The organism is Nocardia sp. NPDC088792 (assembly GCF_044750615.1).
Classification (GTDB): domain Bacteria; phylum Actinomycetota; class Actinomycetes; order Mycobacteriales; family Mycobacteriaceae; genus Nocardia.
In genome coordinates this window covers 88,912-106,120 of record NZ_JBIVKC010000007.1, presented here as the reverse complement: position 1 = coordinate 106,120, position 17,209 = coordinate 88,912, and the positions used below count along the sequence as shown (strand labels likewise).

Here is a 17,209-nt window from a genome sequence, read left to right as displayed (position 1 = left end):
CGGTAGCTTTCGGATAACTCCGAGTCTTTTCCGGTTGACGAGTTGCGATTACATGGAATCCCTGCCGACGCAATCGAATCGCTGACGCGTAGCGACACGCTCGGGGCTTCCCTTGTCCGGCTGTGCGCGCTATCGTGAACGTACGTTCATGAACATGCGTTCACGGTGGGAGCCGAAGATGACCGAGATCGTCAATACCGCGCAGTCCGAGGCCTGGAACGGTTACGAGGGTGAACACTGGGCGGGCAACGCCGACCGCTACGACGCGATGAACAGCGGCTTCAACGACATCCTGCTCACCTCCGCGCAGGTCGGCTCCGGTGACCGGGTCCTCGATATCGGTTGCGGCAACGGCCAATTGACCTGTCTGGCCGCGCAACGCACCGACTCCGGCTCGGCGACCGGAATCGACCTGTCGGGCCCGATGCTGGCCCGGGCCCGCGAACGCGCAGCCACCGACAAGGTGAAGAACGTGTCCTTCGTCCAGGGTGATGCACAGGTATACCCCTTCACCGCAGCTCAATTCGACGTAGCACTGAGCCGATTCGGCATCATGTTCTTCGCGGACCCGGTCGCGGCCTTCACAAATATCCGGCGAGCCCTGACGCCGGGTGGTCGTTTCGCCTGTGCGGCCGTGCCGCCCCTGCCGGGCACCGAACTGGGCGCCATATTCGATTCCGTCGCAGCGCATCTGCCGACCTTCGAGGTGGCCCACACCCGGGGCGCCTTCGCCGACGCGGACGGCATTCGCAACCTGCTCGGCGCCGCAGGCCTCCGCGAGATGAACGTAGAACTGGTTGCGGTCGAAGCGATCTGGGGAAAGGACCTCGCCGATGCGACGGCCTTCCTCTTCGAATGGGGCCCGGTCCGCCACCATCGCGCCCTCGCCGGCCATGCGGCCGACGACGAGGTGCATGCCGCGATCTCGGCCGGCCTCGAGCCGTACCTGACCCCCGACGGCGTCCGGATGCCCAACACCGCCTGGCTGACCACGGCCGCCGCGCCACTACCGTAATCCGCTATGTCACCGAGAAAGGCAGCGGCGCTGCGGAACAGCGACGACGCCCGCGGTCTCCGCGAACATCTCGTCGCCACGGCCCAGCGCCTCATGGCCGAACAGGGCACCGCCGGGCTCACCGTCCGCGGCATAGCCCGCGCCGCCGGCGTCGCGGACGGTGTGCTCTACAACTACTTCTCGGACAAGGAGGAGCTCCTCGCCGCCGCGGTGCGAGCGCACGTGGCTGCCGCACATCGAAATCTCGGTCCATTGCCCGCCGCGGGCGACGCGACGGTCGAGGAAAACCTGCGCCACTACCTCCGGGCAGGCCTGGCACTGCACAGTGCCGTGCTCCCGATCTTCGCAGGCCTACTGACCAGCCCAGCGATCCTGGCCAGGTTCGAAGAATCGGTCTCCGCCCCCGAGTCAACCGCGACCGAACCGCAAGAGGGGCACGCGCTCTGGCACGAGAGCCTGTCGAACTATCTCGGCGGGGAACTCGAGCTCGGTCGTCTGGCCCCCGGCGCCGATATCGAATCCGCGGTCGCCCTGCTGGTCGGCATCTGCCACGACCAGGTACTGAGCGCCCTGCTGCCGGGCGCTCCCGCGACCCGCGCCACGGTCGATTCCGTGGTGGCGACCCTCCTCGAAGGAATCGGGCCCTAGAGAAGGGGTCGGCTCGAGTAGGTCGGCTCGAGTAGGTCGGCTCGAGTAGGTCGGCTTGAGTAGAAGGGGTCGGCTCGAGTGGTAGAGCCGGGGCCCCGAGTAATAGAGCCGGGGGCTCAGTAGACCGGGCCGGTGTACTTCTCGCCGGGGCCCTGACCGGGAGCGTCCGGGTAAGCGGAGGATTCGCGGAAGGCGCGCTGCAGGGATTGGAGGCCCTCGCGGATGGGACCGGCGTGGGGACCGAGGTATTCGACGGAAGCGGTGACGAGGCCGGCGAGGGCGGTGATCACCCGGCGGGCTTCGTCGAGGTCGAGGTGCGGACTGGTGGCGGGGTCCTCCTCGCCCAGGCCGAGCTTCTCGGCGGCGGAGCTCATCAGCATCACTGCGGCGCGGCTGATGACTTCGACGGCCGGGATGTCGGCCAGCTCGCGTACGACCTCACCGTCGATCAGGCCCGAATCGTCGTTCATGGTTGCCTCGCTCATGGGTTAGAGCATGGCATTATGAGGGTTCTGCCTGGTCGTGGGGGCGGGCGATTCGGAGCTTACGGCTATGGGTGTTAGACTCTCCTGCGACGACCGCCCCGGACTGGTTCCTGCGACCGACTCGGGGCACTAAGTGGAGCCCGACTCCCACCGTCAGCCGGTGTTTTCACCAGGCAAGACGGTCCGGTCGCCCATCTTTTACCGGATGGGTTTCTCGCGTGGGTTCGTCCTGCGTGGGGTGCGTTGCGAGTTGTTCGCGTCGCAGATCGGTCGACTCGGGCCCCGTGGCGGTGAAATACCGGCACGGGGCTTTCGTGTTGAAATTGGGGTTGCAGTTATTGCTTGCGGTCGTTGACGAACCGCTTGACCTAGGAGGCCCCATCAGCACTGAGACCCGCATCAACGATCGCATCCGCGTACCCGAGGTCCGCCTCATCGGTCCCGGTGGCGAACAGGTTGGGATCGTGCGTGTTGAAGATGCACTACGTGTCGCTCAGGAGGCAGACCTCGACCTGGTCGAGGTCGCACCGGACGCGCGTCCCCCGGTTTGCAAGATCATGGACTACGGCAAGTTCAAGTACGAGACCGCGCAGAAGGCGCGTGAGTCCCGGAAGAACCAGGTCCAGACCGTGATCAAGGAGCAGAAGCTCCGACCGAAGATCGATGACCACGACTACGAGACGAAGAAGGGCCACGTCCTTCGCTTCTTGCAGGCCGGGTCGAAGGTCAAGGTCACGATCATGTTCCGCGGTCGCGAGCAGTCGCGGCCCGAACTCGGGTTCCGGTTGCTCCAGCGGCTGGCCTCCGACGTCGCTGAATTCGGCTTCGTCGAGACTTCGGCCAAGCAGGACGGCCGAAACATGACCATGGTCCTCGCGCCGCACAAGGGCGCGAAGACGCGGGCACAGGCGCAGCGGACGGCCACCGAGAGCGCCAGCGCTCCGGCTGCCGCGGCTGCTCCGGCTGCCGAGGCCGCACCGGCCACCGCGGAAGCGGTGGTCGAGGGCCAGGCGGCGGCCACCCCGCAGCAGTAATAACGAAAGAGCTCCGGCGGCGTGCGGTTTCCGCATGCCGCCGGCACGAGACAGATTGAGGAATCCATGCCGAAGATGAAGAGCCACAGCGGCGCCTCGAAGCGATTCAAGGTGTCGGGCAGCGGCAAGCTGCTGCGTCAGCAGGCGAACCGTCGCCACCTGCTCGAGCACAAGCCGTCCACCCGGACTCGTCGTCTGGACGGCGTGGAGGTCGTCGCGAAGGCGGACGTCGCTCGCGTCAAGAAGCTGCTCGCCAAGTAAATAAAGGCTGAGCCAGCCGCAAGCGATCCGTTCGCGGAACGCATAACACCGACCAACTTTCGGGCGCAACCGCAGCGCCCCCTATTCGATCAAGGACTGACAAGTGGCACGCGTCAAAAGGGCCGTCAACGCTCAGAAGAAGCGCCGTTCCATCCTCGAGGCCTCCAAGGGCTACCGCGGCCAGCGGTCGCGCCTGTACCGCAAGGCCAAGGAACAGCAGCTGCACTCGCTCACCTACGCCTACCGGGACCGCCGGGCGCGGAAGGGTGACTTCCGCAAGCTGTGGATCGCTCGTATCAACGCCGCAGCGCGTCTGAACGACATCACCTACAACCGCTTCATCCAGGGCCTGAAGGCCGCGGGTGTCGAGGTGGACCGCAAGATCCTGGCCGAGCTGGCCGTCTCCGACGCCGAGGCCTTCGCCGGCCTGGTGGCCGTGGCCAAGGCCGCGCTGCCCGCCGACGTCAACGCCCCGGCTGCCTGAGTCCGGACTGCGTGACAACGCAACATTCGAAACGACCCGCGGAAGCGCTCTCCGAGCGCAATTCGCGGGTCGTTTCCGCTGTCAAGCTGCATCGCGGCCCGATGCGCCGCAAGACCGGGCTGTTCCTGGCCGAGGGCGCGAATTCGGTGGAGTCCGCGCTGGAGACCGGCCGCGTCGAGGAGCTCTTCTTCTCCCTGCGGGCCGCCGAGCGTGAGCATGAGCTCGTCGCGGGCGCTGCCGCCCAGGGCATCCGCACCACGCTGGTGAGTGATCGGGCCGCGGAAATGCTGGGGGAGACCGTGACTCCGCCCGGTCTCGTCGCCGTGTGCCGGGTGGTGGATGTGCCGTTGCGCGAGGTGCTGGACGCCGCCCCGCGCATGCTGGCGGTTCCGGTGGGGATCGCCGACCCTGGCAATGCGGGCACCCTCATCCGGGTGGCCGACGCCGTGGGCGCCGACGGTGTTGTGCTGGCCGGTGATTCGGTCGATCCGCACAATGGCAAATGTGTACGCGCCTGTGCGGGCAGCCTTTTCCACGTTCCGGTCGCGCGTTCCCGCGATATCGACGCCACCCTCACCTCGCTGGAGGAGGCGGGTATCGCGATTCTCGCCACTACCGCCAAGGGCGAGGTCGATCTGGACGAGGCCGACGATATTCTGCGCGGACCGGTCGCCTGGCTCTTCGGCAATGAGGCGCACGGTCTGGAGCGTGCGGTGGCGGATCGCGCGACCCATCGGGTGCGCATTCCCATTCACGGCCGCGCCGAGAGCCTGAATCTGGCTGCGGCGGCCTCGATCTGCCTGTACGCGAGCGCGCGGGTCCAGCACGCGGCGCGGTAGGGAACCGAATTCCCGGTTTGCTCAACGCGTTTCACGCGGCGAGCTGATTCGCGATTGGCCCTCCCGCGCGGCGCGGCCGGACGACAATGAGTGAGTTCTCATTTCGTCGGCATCGCCGCCGGGTCGGCCGGTGTGACGATGGGCGGCCCTCTTCGGCGATCGGTTGGAAGAGGTTCACCATGTCGGATTCCGATACCTCGGCCCTGCTCGGCAAGGCCGATCGCATCTTCTACAACGGTTCGATCGTGACGATGGCCGAAACCGAGGTGACGCCGCCCGAGGCCGTGGCGGTCCGGGGCGAGAAGATCGTCTTCGTCGGGGATCTCGCCGAGGCCAAGGTGAAATGGCAAGGAATCGGCACGCGTATGCGGGATCTCGCGGGCGCGTGCCTGCTGCCCGGATTCATCGATGCGCACGGTCATATCGGCGGCGTCGGCTTACAGGCGATGCTGGCGAATCTGCTCGCCGAACCCGATGGTGACGTCGCGTCGATCGGCGATGTGGTGGACAAGCTTTCGGCGTGGGCGGACACCGATATCGGTAAGCGGTCCGAGTGGATCATCGGCATGGGGTACGACGATTCGCTGATCGGCGGGCATCCCACCCGCCAGGACCTCAACCGGGTCTCCACCGAACGACCGGTGCTGGCGGTGCATCAGTCCGCGCATCTGGGCGCGGTCAATGATCGAGCCCTGGAGTTGCTCGAATACGACCACGACACAAAGGATCCCGACGGCGGCCATATCGGCCGGGAGGACAAGCGCGCGGAGTTCGGCACCCCGGACGGCGTACTGGAGGAGACCGCGTTCAATCCCGCCTTCGATCGCGCGGTGGCCGGAATCTCCGGCACCGACTCCGGCAACGTGTATGTCGAGGGCCGGAAGGAGTACAGCCGGTTCGGTTTCACCACCGCACAGGACGGCGGGGTGAAACGCGATCTGCTCGACGCGCTGCGCCTGTTGCAGCACACCACCGGCTGGCAGATCGACCTCGCTGTTTACCTCAAGGCGTCGGAGTTGAAGACGGATGCCGACTGGGATCGGCTCGACGCCTCCGGCGACTACTACCGGGGGATGCGGCTGGCCGGGGTGAAGCTGATCCTGGACGGTTCGCCGCAGGGCCGGACGGCCTGGCTGAGCGAGCCCTATCTGAAGCCGCCGGAGGGCAAGGGAGACGGCTACGCCGGCTACGCGACGCTGACCGATACGGAAGCGAACGAGCAGGTGTACCAGGCGTTCCGGCGTGATCTGCAGGTCATCGCGCATGTGAACGGTGACGCGGCCATCGCGCAGTTCATCCGGGCGGTCCGGACGGCCTGTGATCGGCTGGGCGAGCCGAATGCCGTGGCTCGGCGTCCGGTGGCGATTCACGCGCAGACCGCGACCAGTAAGCAGATCGAGGACTTCGCGCGGCTCGGCATCATTCCGTCGTTCTTCACCATGCACACGTTCTACTGGGGCGATTGGTATCGGGATGTGGTGCTGGGTGAGGAACGCGCCCAGAACATCTCGCCCACCGCCTGGGCGCTGTCGAACGGCCTGCGCTATACCGCGCATCACGATGCGCCGGTGGCGCTGGCCAACTCGATCGCCATCCTCTCCAGTCAGGTCACCCGGGTCACCAGGTCCGGCAAGGTCATCGGCGATCATCAGCGGGTGTCGGTGCGGGCCGCCCTGGATTCGCTGACCCGCAATGCGGCCTACCAGTACTTCGAGGAGGACCGGAAGGGCACCATCGAGACCGGCAAGCAGGCCGACCTGGTGGTGCTCAGCGTGAATCCGCTCGAGCTGCCGGAACCGGAGGTCCTCGAATCCTGGGACGACGTGCGGGTATTGGAGACCGTCCGGCGTGGTGAGACGCGGTTCGAGGCGGGCGCCGCCCGGCGCGCGGAGACCGGCGGCGAGGTCGTGAATATGGGTGCGCTCGTGCAGTACCACTGCTGAGGGTCGCGGGCACCGGCGGATTCGGTGCGCTGGATGGTTGCCCTTACTCTTAGCCGGTGACATCGCCCAGTACTCTGCGGTCCGGTGCGCTCTCCCTCGTCTCCAGTGTGGTGATCGGGGTGGCGTCTGCGGGTCCCGCCTACAGCATTACCGCCACCCTCGGATTGGTCGTCGCGGCGGTCGCATTGCAGTCGCCGATCATCGTGCTGCTGGCGTTCGTGCCCATGCTGCTGGTGGCGATCGGGTATCGGGATCTCAATGCGGTGGAACCGGATCCGGGGACCACGTTCGTGTGGGCGACGCGCGCGTTCGGTCCGTTCACGGGCTGGATGGCCGGGTGGGCGATCGTGGTGTCGGACCTGCTGGTGATGGCGAGCCTGGCGCAGATCAGTGCGCAGTACACCTTCCATCTGGTGGGGGCGCACGGCATCGGGGCGGATGCGACCAGTGTGTGGGTACTGTTGCTGGGGATTGTCTATCTCGTCGTCATGACAGTGGTGGCGGTGTGCGGGATCGATGTGTCGGCGCGCTTGCAGTCGGCGCTGCTGGCGGTCGAATTCGGGATGCTGGTGGTGTTCTCGGTGATCGCGCTGGGGCGGGTGGCGCTGGGGCATGCGCCCGAGGGCGCGCATATGCCGGAGTTGTCCTGGTTCAATCCGTTCGCGATCGACTCGTTCTCCGACTTCGTGACGGCGCTGCTGTTGATGGTGTTCATCTACTGGGGCTGGGATTCCGCGGTGTCGGTGAACCAGGAGACCGTGGATCCGCGGCATACGCCGGGGCGTTCGGCGGTGCTCGCGACCATCACGCTGGTGGCGCTCTACCTGCTGGTGACCGTGGCCGCGCAGGCGTTCGCGGGGGTGGGCGAAGCGGGCCTGGGGCTGGCGAATCCGGATCATGTCGACGATGTGCTCGGTGCGCTGGGCAGTGCGGTGTTCGGCGGCAGCTGGATCGGGACCATCCTGGTGCACCTGCTGTTCCTGATGGTGCTCACCTCGGCGGCCGCGTCGACGCAGACCACCATCCTGCCGACCGCGCGCACCACCTATTCGATGGCGCTGCATCATGCGCTGCCGGAGGCGTTCGGCCGCATCGATCCGCGCTTCCGCACCCCGAAGTTCTCGACCATCGTGTTCGGCGGGCTGTCGGTGGCGCTGTACGTGGGCCTGAATTTCGCCTCGGGCGGTCGGCTCATCGCCGAAGCGGTGACGGCCATCGGCATCTCGATCGGCCTCTACTACGGCCTCACCGGACTCAGCTGCGCCTGGCTCTACCGCCACGAATTCGCTTCCAGCCCAAGGACACTCGTGATCAAGGGCATCCTGCCGACCCTCGGCGGCCTGGCCTTGCTTTTCGCCGCCGGCTGGACCGCGGTCACATCCTGGTTCAGCGCGGTCTTCGTACTAGGCGTGGGCACCCTCCTGATCGGCATCCCGATATATCTGATCCTCGCGCGCACCATGCCGCCGTTCTTCCGCGGCGAGGTGCTGGCCCGCAGGCTGCCCGCCCCCACCGAAGAGATCATCGAGGCCGACGCCGAGCCAGAAGAGGACGTAGTGGTCCGCAGCTGAGGCCGCCCAGCACCAAGTGGACAGCCCGGTGACCTCGATTGTCATGCGGTGGAACCTTCTCGGAGTGCCGGCACCGCGCGCAGCAGTGCTTGCGTGTACGGGTGTTCCGGGGCGGTGAGGACGCCGGCGGTGGCGCCGCGTTCGACGACCTCGCCGTCCTTCAACACCAATAGTTCGTCGCAGAGTTGCTGGACCACACCGATATCGTGCGAGACCAGGATCAGTGACAGTCCGTAGCGGGCGGCCAGATCGCGGACGAGGTCGATGATCTGGGCGCGTACCGAGGCGTCGAGCGCGGAGAACGGTTCGTCGCCGACGAGGACCTTGGGATTCGGAGCGAGGGCACGGGCGATGGCGATGCGCTGGCGCTGGCCGCCGGAGAATTCGTGTGGATAGCGGTGTGCCGCATCGGGTTCCAAGCCGACCGCGGTCAGTAGCTCGGCGACGCGCTCATCGTGATCACCCGGAATGCGCAGGCATTCCAGGGGTTCCGCGATCGAGTCGCGAATGCGGGCGCGTGGGTCCAGGGAGCTGAGCGGGTCCTGCAGCACCACCTGCACCTCGCGCCGGAACCAGGTGAGATCGCGACCGCTGACCGGCCGGTCGCGATATCGCACCTCGCCGCTGTCGGGCCGGTCCAGGGCGAGCAGCAGGCGCAGGAGAGTCGACTTCCCCGAACCGGATTCGCCGACGATGCCGAGCCGGCCGCCCTCGCGCAGGCGCAGGTCCAGATCCCGCACGGCGTGCCGCAGCGGCGGGCGCTCGCGCAGTGAGCGGCGCGGTAAGCGGAAGGAGCGGTTCAGGCCGGTGGCTTCGAACAGGGTCCCGGTGGCTTCGGACGGGGTCATCGCGCGACTTTCTCCTGCCGGTGGAACGAGGCGGCGCGGGCGAGTTCGAGCAGGGTCCGGGTATAGGGGTGCTCGGGCTCGTGCAGGATCCGATCCAGGTCACCCGTTTCCAGCACCCGGCCCTCGCCCAGCACCAGCACCCGCCGGACGATCCGGGCGAGCACCGCCAGATCGTGAGTGATGAACAGCAGGGCCGTATCGTGGCCGTCCACGAGATCGTCGAGCAGCGTGAGGATTTCGGCCTGCACGGTCACATCGAGCGCGGTGGTGGGTTCATCGGCGATCAGTAAGGCGGGGCGCGACGCCAGCGCCGCGGCGATGCCGACCCGCTGGCGTTGACCGCCGGACAGCTGATGCGGGTAGGCGCGCACGATGTGCTCGGGGTCCGGCAGGCCGACCCGCGCGGCCAGTTCGATCGCCGCGTCCCGCGCCTGCCTGCGCGACAGCTCGCGGTGCAGGCGCAGCGGTTCCGCGATCTGCTTGCCCACCCGCATGAGCGGGTCGAGCGCCGACAGCGGTTCCTGGAACACCATGGCGATCCGGTCGCCGCGGATCTTCGACAGTTCGCGGTCGTTGCGGCCCAGCAGCTCGGCGCCGTCGAACCGTATGCTGCCGGTGACCTCGGCCTCGTCGGGCAGCAGGCCCAGAATCGCCAGTGCGGTCAGCGATTTCCCGGAGCCGGACTCACCGATGACACCGAGCCGGTCGCCGGCCTCCAGGCGGAACCCGATACCGTCCAGCAGTGTCGCCCCGCCGATCCGGACCCGGAGATCGACGACTTCCAGCAGGGTCATCGGGCAGCCTTCCGCAGCCGGGGATCGGTGGCATCGCGCAGGGCATCGCCGAGCAGGTTGAAACCGAGCACGGTGAGCGAAACCGCCAGTCCCGGCCAGATCACCAGCAGTGGCCGTGCACTGATGTAGGCCTGCTGCTCGCGCAGTAGGCCGCCCCAGGACGGCGTCGACGGCGAGCTGCCATAACCCAGGTACGTCAGCGCCGCCTCGGTCAGCACCGCCAGCGCCATGGCGAGGGACAACTGCACGATCAAGGTCGGAGCGATATTGGGCAGCAAGTGTTTTCGAACGATCCGCACGGTCGAAGCCCCCGCCGCGCGCGCCGCGAGCACATAGTCCGCCCCCATGACCCGCGCGATCTCCCCACGCGAAACCCGCGCCACCGCAACCCCGAACGCGATCCCGATCGAAACGACCACCGTGCCGAGCGAACTCCCGTACACGGCGGCCAGCACCATGGCCAGCAGTAGTGCGGGAAAAGCGATTCCGAGATCGATCAGCTGCTCCACCACCGCCCCCACCCACCGAGGCGCGAGCACGGCCGCCAACCCCAATGCCAGACCGAGGATCCCGGCGATCACCGCCGACCCGGCCGCGGCCAGCAGTGTCTCCCGCGCCCCCGCGAGCAACTGACTGAACTGATCGTGCCCCACCCGATCGGTGCCGAGCAGATGCCCTTGCTGAAACGGCAGCAGCCAGGCTCGCCGGGGATCGGTCGCCTGCGGATCGAACGGCGTCCACCAGACCGAGACGACCGCCGCGGTCACCAAGGCACCCGCGACACCCGCCCCGAAAACACCTGCCGGACGCCGCATCAGCGCCGCCACGACGGTTCGCGCCGCCTGCCATCGACGCCGCTGTCCCGCCTTCATGCCGGGCTCCCGAGTCGAGGATCGATGAGCCGGTGCGCGAGGTCGACGAGGAATCCGATCACCAGCACCGCGGCCACCAGGATCAGCACCTCGCCTTGAACTTTCACCAGGTCGCGGTTGCCGACGTCGGTGATCAGCATGCTGCCGACGCCGGGCAGGGTGAAGACCTGTTCGATCACCACCGCGCCGACCAGCAGGGTGGCCAGTTGCAGGCCGAGGACGGACACCACCGGGAGGGCCGCATTGCGGAAACCGTGGCGCAGCAGCGCTTGTGTGCGGGTGAGGCCGCGGGCGCGGGCGGTCCGCAGGAAATCGGAATGCAGTACGCCGAGGACGGCCGAGCGCACGAAGCGCAGCAGCACCGCGCCCTCGGTCAGGCCGAGCGCCAGCCAGGGCAGTACGAGGCTGCGCATCGCGGCCCCCGGTTGCGACCAGCCGTCCACCGGAAATCCTTGGGCGGGAAACCAGCCCAGTTCCACCGAGAACACCAGTACGAGCACCAAAGCGAGCCAGAGCGTCGGCACCGCGATTCCCAACTGGGACAGGATATTCAGCGCACCGCCCACGATGCCCCGCCGCCGCACCGCCGCCCACGTCCCCAGCGGTACGGCCACGGCGAGAGCCACCACGATGGACCCTCCCACCAGCGGCGCGGTCACCGCCAGCTTGCGCCCGAGTTCCGCACTCACCGAGGTCCCGTTCAACTGCGACCGCCCGAAATCTCCGTGCAGCACCCCGCCGATCCACGACGCGTATTGCGCCGGCAACGACCGATCCAGCCCGAGATCGCTTCGAATGGCGGCGATCTGAGCGGGACCGGCCTGCACCCCGCCGATGGTCGCCGCGACATCACCCGGCAGCAGCCGCAACAGCGCGAACACCACCACGCTCGCCACTGCCAGCGACAGCGCCAGCAGCCCGGCCCTGCGCGCTATGAACCAGGTCACGCCGCCATCCGGAACCTGCGGTGCGCCGGGCCATGCCGGTCAGCGAGCTCGAGGGCGGATGCCTGCCGCGCGGTGAGCGCCCGGTGCGTGGCCCGCATCATTTGCCGACCGCGATTGCGCTCAGGTTCAGCCGGTTGCTGGTTTCGGCCTGCGGCACGCCGTAGACGCCGGAGCGCACCACGGTGAACGTCTCGCCCAGCCAGAGGAAGTCGGCGGCCGCGTCCTGCGAGACCTGCCGGGCGACCTGCTTCAGCAGGGTGTCACGGTCGGTGTCGGAGGCGGCGGTGCGGGCCTGGTCGTACCACTGCCGCGTCTGCTTGTCGTCGTAGCCGAAGTAGTAGGCGGGTTTGGTGAAGTTGTCGAGGTCGCGGGCTTCGGCGTGGTCCACCAGGCTGAGCTGGAAGTCGTGGTCGGTGAAGACGCGGGACAGCCAGGTCTGGAATTCGACCTGCCGCACGGTGAGGGTTACACCGACCTGTTTCAGGTTGGAGACCAGGACGTCGCTGATGGCGGTCGGGTAGATGTTCGGGACGTCCAGGGTCAGGGCCAGGCCGTTGCCGAATCCCGCGCCGGCGAGGAGTTTCCGGGCATTGCCGGGGTCGTAGGCGTCGATGCCGGTCAGGTCCTCGTACCAGGGGTCCTGCGGGGGTACATCGCTGCCGATGCTCGTACCCGCGCCGACCGCCTGGATGAGGGCGTGCTTGTCGATGGCCTGCCGGAGGGCATGGCGTACATCGGGATTGGTGAACGGCGCCTGGGTGCCGTTGAACGCCAGGGTGTATTTGTCCGTGGTGGTGCCGCGCAGCACCGTGAACTTGTCATTGCCCGAGAACGGTTGCAGCAGTGTCGGGTCCGCGGCGAACTCGATATCGGTCTGACCTGTCTGCTGGGCATTGTCGGCCGCGTTGGTTTCCTTGATGTAGTGGAACACCACCTTTGCGACCTTCGGCTTGGCCGACCAGTAGGTGTCGTTGCGGGCCAGCGTGATCGATGACCCGCGGTTCCAGCCCGCCAGTGTGAACGGGCCCGACCCGTTCTCCCTGCCGTCGAGCGTCGTGAAGTCGGTGCCCTGCTTGTAGACGATCCCGCCGCGCTGGGAGAGGTTCCACAGCAGCAGGGTGTCGCGCTGCTTCAGCGTGATGCGCACTGTGGCCGGATCGGGCGCGGAGACGTCGGCGATCGATCCGAACTTGGCGGCCTGCACCGACTTCGAACCGGGCGCGATCTGCTGCCGCAGCGACCACACCGCGTCCGCCGCGGTCAGCGCCGAGCCGTCGTGGAATTTCGCGTTCGGCGTGAGATGGAAGGTGTAGGTGAGCCCGTCGGGGGATTGGTCCCAGGTGGTGGCCAGCCGGGGGACGATCTTGTCGTCGGCGGCGGTGTCGACGCTGACCAGTCCCTCGTACACATTGTCGAGCAGCAGTTGGTCGAGGGCCGCGCCCGAGGTGCCGAAGATATTGAGGCCGGTCGGTTCCAGCGTCAGCCGGGCATTCACCGTGGCATTCGTATCCAGCTTGTCATCGGGCGGTGTCGCGGCCTGCGTGGTCCGGCCCGCACTGCCGCCGGTGGTATCGCCGCCGGTACCGCAGGCGGCGGTGGCGAGCATTGCCAGCAGCGCCACGGCGAGCGTGATGCGCTGGGCGCGTGCGGATATTGCCGTCGAGAAGATCAAACGTTGTCCTCGGTGTTCAGACGTGTCGGGTTCAGGCGTGCTCGGTGAGGAAATCCACCACGACGCGGTAGACCTCGTCACGGTCGAGCTCGTTGAGAATGTTGTGCCGGTCCTCGGCGAAGATCTCGGCGCGGGCGCGGGGCAGCAGTTCCGCCGCGCGGCGCACGCCCTCGGCGGGCGCCATATCGTCCTCCGCGCCGTGCACGAAGAGCACCGGCAGGTCCAGCTTCTCCAGCACCGCGGGCAACCGCGCGGCGGTTTCGATCAGTGCCGCAAGGGTTTCCGGTCGCAGTCCGCCGTCCCAGGTGAGGGGGTCCTCTCGGAGCTGCTGGGCGAAGCCTTCGTGGCGGGTCAGCTCGATCGGGTCGCGGCGCAGCTCCCACGGGTCGATGCCGGAGGCCAGCAGTTCGGCGAGCGCGCTGGTGCCGGCGGGCACCAGTGACGAACCGGCCAGCACCAATCCCGTTGCGGGAATCCCGTGTTCGGCCACCAGCAGGGCCGAGACCAGCGAACCCAGCGAATGCCCGATCAGGAACAGCGGCGCCGCGGGCTGTTCGGCGCGGGCGAGCCCGATGAGGGTCAGCGCATCGGTCACGAGATCGTCGACCGACGAAATCAGCACGCGCACACCGTCACTGCGGCCGTGCCCGGCGTGATCCCCGGCCCATACCGCGATCCCGGCGTCCCGCAGCGCGGCCACGAAGGGCGCGTAGCTGCCGATGTGCTCACCCAGTCCGTGGAAGAACACCACCAGCGCCCGCGGCTCGTCCGGCGTCCACCGGTCGTAGTGGATCTGCCCTGTGACACCGTCGAATTCAGGCATCGAGTCCCGCCTCCAGATCGCCGATCAGATCGGCCACATCCTCGAGTCCGACCGACAATCGCACCAGCCCCGGAGTCACCCCGCTGTCGAGCTGCTGCTGTTCGTCCAGTTGCGCGTGCGTGGTGGAGGCCGGGTGGATCACCAGGCTGCGGACGTCGCCGATATTCGCCAGATGACTGAACAGGCCGAGATTGTCGACCAGCCGCCGCCCGGCGTCCGCGCCGCCGGTGAGCTCGAAGGCCAGCACGCCGCCGACACCCAGCGGCAGATACCGTTTCGCGGCATCGTGCCAAGGACTTCCGGTGAGCCCGGCGTAGTGCATGTGCTCGACCTCGGTTCGCTCGCTGAGCCATTCGGCGACGGCCTGCGCGTTCTCGGTGTGCCGGGCGACCCGCAGGGACAGCGTTTCCAGCCCGTGCAGCAGCAGGAAACTGTTGAACGGCGACACCGCCGGTCCGAGGTCGCGCAACAGTTTGGTGCGCACCCGCATGATGTAGGCCAGTTCCCCGAATTCCTCGGCGTACACCAGCCCGTGGTAGCTCGGGTCCGGTGCGGTGAGCTGCGGCCAGCGTGCCGGTTCGGCCCGGAAGTCGAAACGCCCGCCGTCGACGATCGCGCCACCCAGTGCGGTGCCGTGCCCGGAGAGGAACTTGGTGGTCGAATGCACGACGATGTCCGCACCGTGCTCCAGCGGCCGTAGCAGGTACGGCGTCGGCACGGTGTTGTCCACCACCAGCGGCACGCCGGCCGCGTGCGCGATATCGGCCACGCCCGCCACATCGAGCACATTGCCGCGCGGGTTGCCGAGGGTTTCGGCGAACAGCGCCTTGGTATTCGGCCCGATCGCCGCCCGCCACTCGGCCAGATCATCGGGATCGCGCACGAAGTCGACCGTGATCCCCAGCTCGGCGAACGTGTACGCGAGCAGGTTGTAGGTGCCGCCGTACAACGTCGCGGCGGCGACGAGGTGATCACCGGTGCGTGCGATCGCCAAGAGCGCCAAGGTGACTGCCGCCTGCCCGCTGGCCAGCGCGACCGCGCCGGCCCCGCCCTCCAGATCGGCCAGCCGTTCCTCGACGACCGCGGTGGTGGGGTTGGACACTCGCGTGTAGGCGTGTGTCTCCAAGTCGCGCAAGGCGAATGCGTCGGCGGCGTGGGTGGCGCTGTCGAAGGTGTAGGAGGTGGTCTGATGGATCGGCGTGGCCCGGGAACCCGTCACCGGGTCGGGGCGTGCGCCACTGTGGATCTGCCGGGTCTGGAACCCCCACTGCGCGCTCACCGGGCCTCCAGCACATCGGACCACCAGCGCCGCGCGACCGCGGGATGTGAACGCAGCCAGCCGATCACGGCGTTCTCCCCGAATGCCGCCAGCAGCGGATTCTCGGCGTCCTGGCTGACGCCGCGGGCGCGTTCGGCCAATTCCGCTGGTAATCGCAAGGGTTCGACCACGGCGTCCAGGCGCGGGCCGAGGAAGAACGGCACCGAATACCGGTCCACGCCGGCGGGCGGGCTGACCACCCGGTGGCGGGTCGCGGTCAGGTAGCCCCGGGTGGCGATCTCCAGCATTTCGCCGATATTGAATACGAAGCTGCCCGGTACCGGGACCGCGTCGATCCAGCCGTCGGGTCCCTGCACCTGCAGGCCGCCCACCTCATCCTGTTGCAGCAGTGCGAGATACCCGTAGTCCTTGTGCGCGCCGACGCCTTGATCGGAGCCGGGATCGGCCGCTCCGGACTCGCGTCCCGGATAGTGGATGATCTTGACGTGCGTCGAGGCCTCCTCGTCGAACCAGGTGTCGAAGTAGCCTTCGTCCTGTCCGAGCGCAACGGCCAAGGCGCGCAATACCTCCCGGCTCACACGCAGCGCCTCGGCCTGCCAGGCCAGCGTGGTGTCGCGCAGCTCCGGCAGCGCCTGCGGCCACTGGTTCGGGCCGATCAGCCGCCGCCACACCGGATCGCCGGGGGAGAGGTCGATCGCCTCGCGTTCGGGGCCGATATCGATCTGCTCGCGCCGGTCGGGGGAGCCGGCGGTGTATTCGTGGCCGGTACAGGTGTAGCCCCGGAACTGCGGCGAATTGATGTTCTCGATCGCGAGACGCTGTTCCGGCGGCAGCGCGAAGAACCGGCGCGCCACGTCGAAGATGCCGGAGGTGAGTTCCTCGGGGACACCGTGTCCGATGACGTAGAAGAAGCCGATCTCGTGTGCGGCGTGGCGCAGTTCCGCCAGGAATTCGGCGCGATCCGCGGCCGGACCCCGGAACCGTGCGATGTCGATGAGCGGCAGACGGGCATTCACCTTCGGCAGCGTAGGCACGGTCCGGCGGGCCGGGGAGTCTTGCGCTCACCGTGATCGGATCACTCGCCGAGGGTCGCCAGGATTTCGGCCGCCCACGGCTCGCAGTCGCGTCCGGGGTTGGTGACGCCCATGGCGGCCATATTCGTCAGCAGCATGCCCTTGGCCATGAAGTCGCGTGCTTCCTCCACGGAGGCCCCGGTCAGCTCGCGGACGAGGGTGTAGATGCCGCCGAATCGGGTGCGAATGGACTCGCCGATGGCCGGATCGCCGGCGGCGGCGATGCCTTGCAGGAAGACCCGGGGCAGGTGGTCGTCGCCGAGGAAGTCGCGGTAGCGGTCACCCATGGCGTCCAGCCGTTCCTTCGGTGTCGCGTCGCCGGGAGCGTCGGCGGCGCCGGACCGGAACAGTTCGTCGATCCGGTCGCAGACCCGGGCCAGTACGTCCAGGAACAGCTGCTGTTTGGTGCCGAACAGCCGGATGACGTAGGGCTGCGAGACGCCCGCGCGGCGTGCGATCTCGTCGGTTCGGGTTGCGGCGTAACCGGATTCGGCGAAGGCGCTGATGGCGGCCAGCAGGACCTCTTCGCTGCGTTCACCGGCGGTCATCCGCGTCCTGGTCATGGTGTTCGGCCTCCTTGCCGTCGGGGAATCGGGTCTTCCATTGACATGTTATCAGTCA

18 protein-coding genes are annotated in these 17,209 nt (G+C 67.8%); 8 read left to right on the top strand and 10 right to left on the bottom strand.

The window, feature by feature from the left end:
- Positions 1-178 precede the first annotated feature (178 nt).
- Both ACIP5Y_RS40375 and ACIP5Y_RS40370 read left to right on the top strand, forming a co-directional pair.
- The gene (locus ACIP5Y_RS40375) at positions 179-1,015 is read left to right on the top strand and encodes a methyltransferase domain-containing protein (RefSeq protein ID WP_400358255.1); all 837 of its coding nucleotides are present in this window, start codon (positions 179-181) and stop codon (positions 1,013-1,015) included.
- A 6-nt stretch (positions 1,016-1,021) separates the two neighbouring features.
- Positions 1,022-1,663 (top strand): TetR/AcrR family transcriptional regulator, encoded by a 642-nt coding sequence (locus tag ACIP5Y_RS40370; RefSeq protein ID WP_400358253.1) that lies wholly within the window; start codon positions 1,022-1,024, stop codon positions 1,661-1,663.
- A 116-nt stretch (positions 1,664-1,779) separates the two neighbouring features.
- On the opposite strand, the gene ACIP5Y_RS40365 is transcribed toward ACIP5Y_RS40370, so the two are convergent.
- Positions 1,780-2,148: a DUF1844 domain-containing protein gene (locus tag ACIP5Y_RS40365; protein ID WP_397013670.1), complete on the bottom strand. Its 369-nt coding sequence runs from the start codon at positions 2,146-2,148 to the stop codon at positions 1,780-1,782.
- Between the two features lie 329 nt (positions 2,149-2,477).
- Here ACIP5Y_RS40365 and infC point away from each other — a divergent pair, with 329 nt between their 5' ends.
- From infC to ACIP5Y_RS40335, 6 genes are all read left to right on the top strand, one after another.
- On the top strand, positions 2,478-3,182 hold the full coding sequence (infC, locus tag ACIP5Y_RS40360) for a translation initiation factor IF-3 (protein WP_400358970.1): 705 nt from the start codon (positions 2,478-2,480) through the stop codon (positions 3,180-3,182).
- Positions 3,183-3,248: 66 nt separating this feature from the next.
- Positions 3,249-3,443, top strand: coding sequence for a 50S ribosomal protein L35 (gene rpmI, locus ACIP5Y_RS40355; protein ID WP_040856904.1), 195 nt, complete (start codon positions 3,249-3,251; stop codon positions 3,441-3,443).
- A gap of 103 nt (positions 3,444-3,546) precedes the next feature.
- Positions 3,547-3,927 (top strand): 50S ribosomal protein L20, encoded by a 381-nt coding sequence (rplT, locus tag ACIP5Y_RS40350; protein ID WP_067506715.1) that lies wholly within the window; start codon positions 3,547-3,549, stop codon positions 3,925-3,927.
- Positions 3,928-3,938: 11 nt separating this feature from the next.
- A complete protein-coding gene (locus ACIP5Y_RS40345; protein WP_400358250.1) occupies positions 3,939-4,766 on the top strand; it encodes a TrmH family RNA methyltransferase in 828 nt (275 codons plus the stop codon).
- Positions 4,767-4,945: 179 nt separating this feature from the next.
- Positions 4,946-6,709: an amidohydrolase gene (locus ACIP5Y_RS40340; protein ID WP_400358248.1), complete on the top strand. Its 1,764-nt coding sequence runs from the start codon at positions 4,946-4,948 to the stop codon at positions 6,707-6,709.
- A 56-nt stretch (positions 6,710-6,765) separates the two neighbouring features.
- Positions 6,766-8,280 (top strand): APC family permease, encoded by a 1,515-nt coding sequence (locus ACIP5Y_RS40335; RefSeq protein ID WP_400358246.1) that lies wholly within the window; start codon positions 6,766-6,768, stop codon positions 8,278-8,280.
- Positions 8,281-8,321: 41 nt separating this feature from the next.
- Here ACIP5Y_RS40335 and ACIP5Y_RS40330 read toward each other — a convergent pair whose 3' ends face one another.
- From ACIP5Y_RS40330 to ACIP5Y_RS40290, 9 genes are all read right to left on the bottom strand, one after another.
- Complete coding sequence (locus tag ACIP5Y_RS40330) at positions 8,322-9,128, bottom strand: ATP-binding cassette domain-containing protein (protein WP_400358244.1); 807 nt, start codon at positions 9,126-9,128, stop codon at positions 8,322-8,324.
- Positions 9,125-9,922: an ATP-binding cassette domain-containing protein gene (locus tag ACIP5Y_RS40325; protein ID WP_400358243.1), complete on the bottom strand. Its 798-nt coding sequence runs from the start codon at positions 9,920-9,922 to the stop codon at positions 9,125-9,127. The genes ACIP5Y_RS40330 and ACIP5Y_RS40325 overlap by 4 nt, the downstream gene beginning before the upstream one ends.
- Positions 9,919-10,794, bottom strand: coding sequence for an ABC transporter permease (locus tag ACIP5Y_RS40320; protein WP_400358241.1), 876 nt, complete (start codon positions 10,792-10,794; stop codon positions 9,919-9,921). The genes ACIP5Y_RS40325 and ACIP5Y_RS40320 overlap by 4 nt, the downstream gene beginning before the upstream one ends.
- Positions 10,791-11,741, bottom strand: a complete 951-nt coding sequence (locus tag ACIP5Y_RS40315; RefSeq protein WP_400358240.1) for an ABC transporter permease — start codon at positions 11,739-11,741, stop codon at positions 10,791-10,793. The genes ACIP5Y_RS40320 and ACIP5Y_RS40315 overlap by 4 nt, the downstream gene beginning before the upstream one ends.
- A 97-nt stretch (positions 11,742-11,838) precedes the next feature.
- Positions 11,839-13,413 carry an ABC transporter substrate-binding protein gene (locus ACIP5Y_RS40310; RefSeq protein WP_400358238.1) on the bottom strand — a complete coding sequence of 525 codons (1,575 nt, stop codon included), beginning with the start codon at positions 13,411-13,413 and terminating at the stop codon, positions 11,839-11,841.
- A 31-nt stretch (positions 13,414-13,444) separates the two neighbouring features.
- The gene (locus ACIP5Y_RS40305; RefSeq protein ID WP_400358236.1) at positions 13,445-14,236 is read right to left on the bottom strand and encodes an alpha/beta fold hydrolase; all 792 of its coding nucleotides are present in this window, start codon (positions 14,234-14,236) and stop codon (positions 13,445-13,447) included.
- Positions 14,229-15,515, bottom strand: coding sequence for an O-acetylhomoserine aminocarboxypropyltransferase/cysteine synthase family protein (locus ACIP5Y_RS40300; RefSeq protein WP_400358234.1), 1,287 nt, complete (start codon positions 15,513-15,515; stop codon positions 14,229-14,231). Before ACIP5Y_RS40300 ends, ACIP5Y_RS40305 begins: the two co-directional genes overlap by 8 nt.
- Complete coding sequence (locus tag ACIP5Y_RS40295) at positions 15,512-16,531, bottom strand: isopenicillin N synthase family dioxygenase (protein ID WP_400358232.1); 1,020 nt, start codon at positions 16,529-16,531, stop codon at positions 15,512-15,514. Before ACIP5Y_RS40295 ends, ACIP5Y_RS40300 begins: the two co-directional genes overlap by 4 nt.
- Before the next feature lie 59 nt (positions 16,532-16,590).
- Entirely contained in the window at positions 16,591-17,151 is a 561-nt protein-coding gene (locus ACIP5Y_RS40290) for a TetR/AcrR family transcriptional regulator (protein WP_400358230.1), read from the bottom strand.
- Positions 17,152-17,209: the final 58 nt, after the last annotated feature.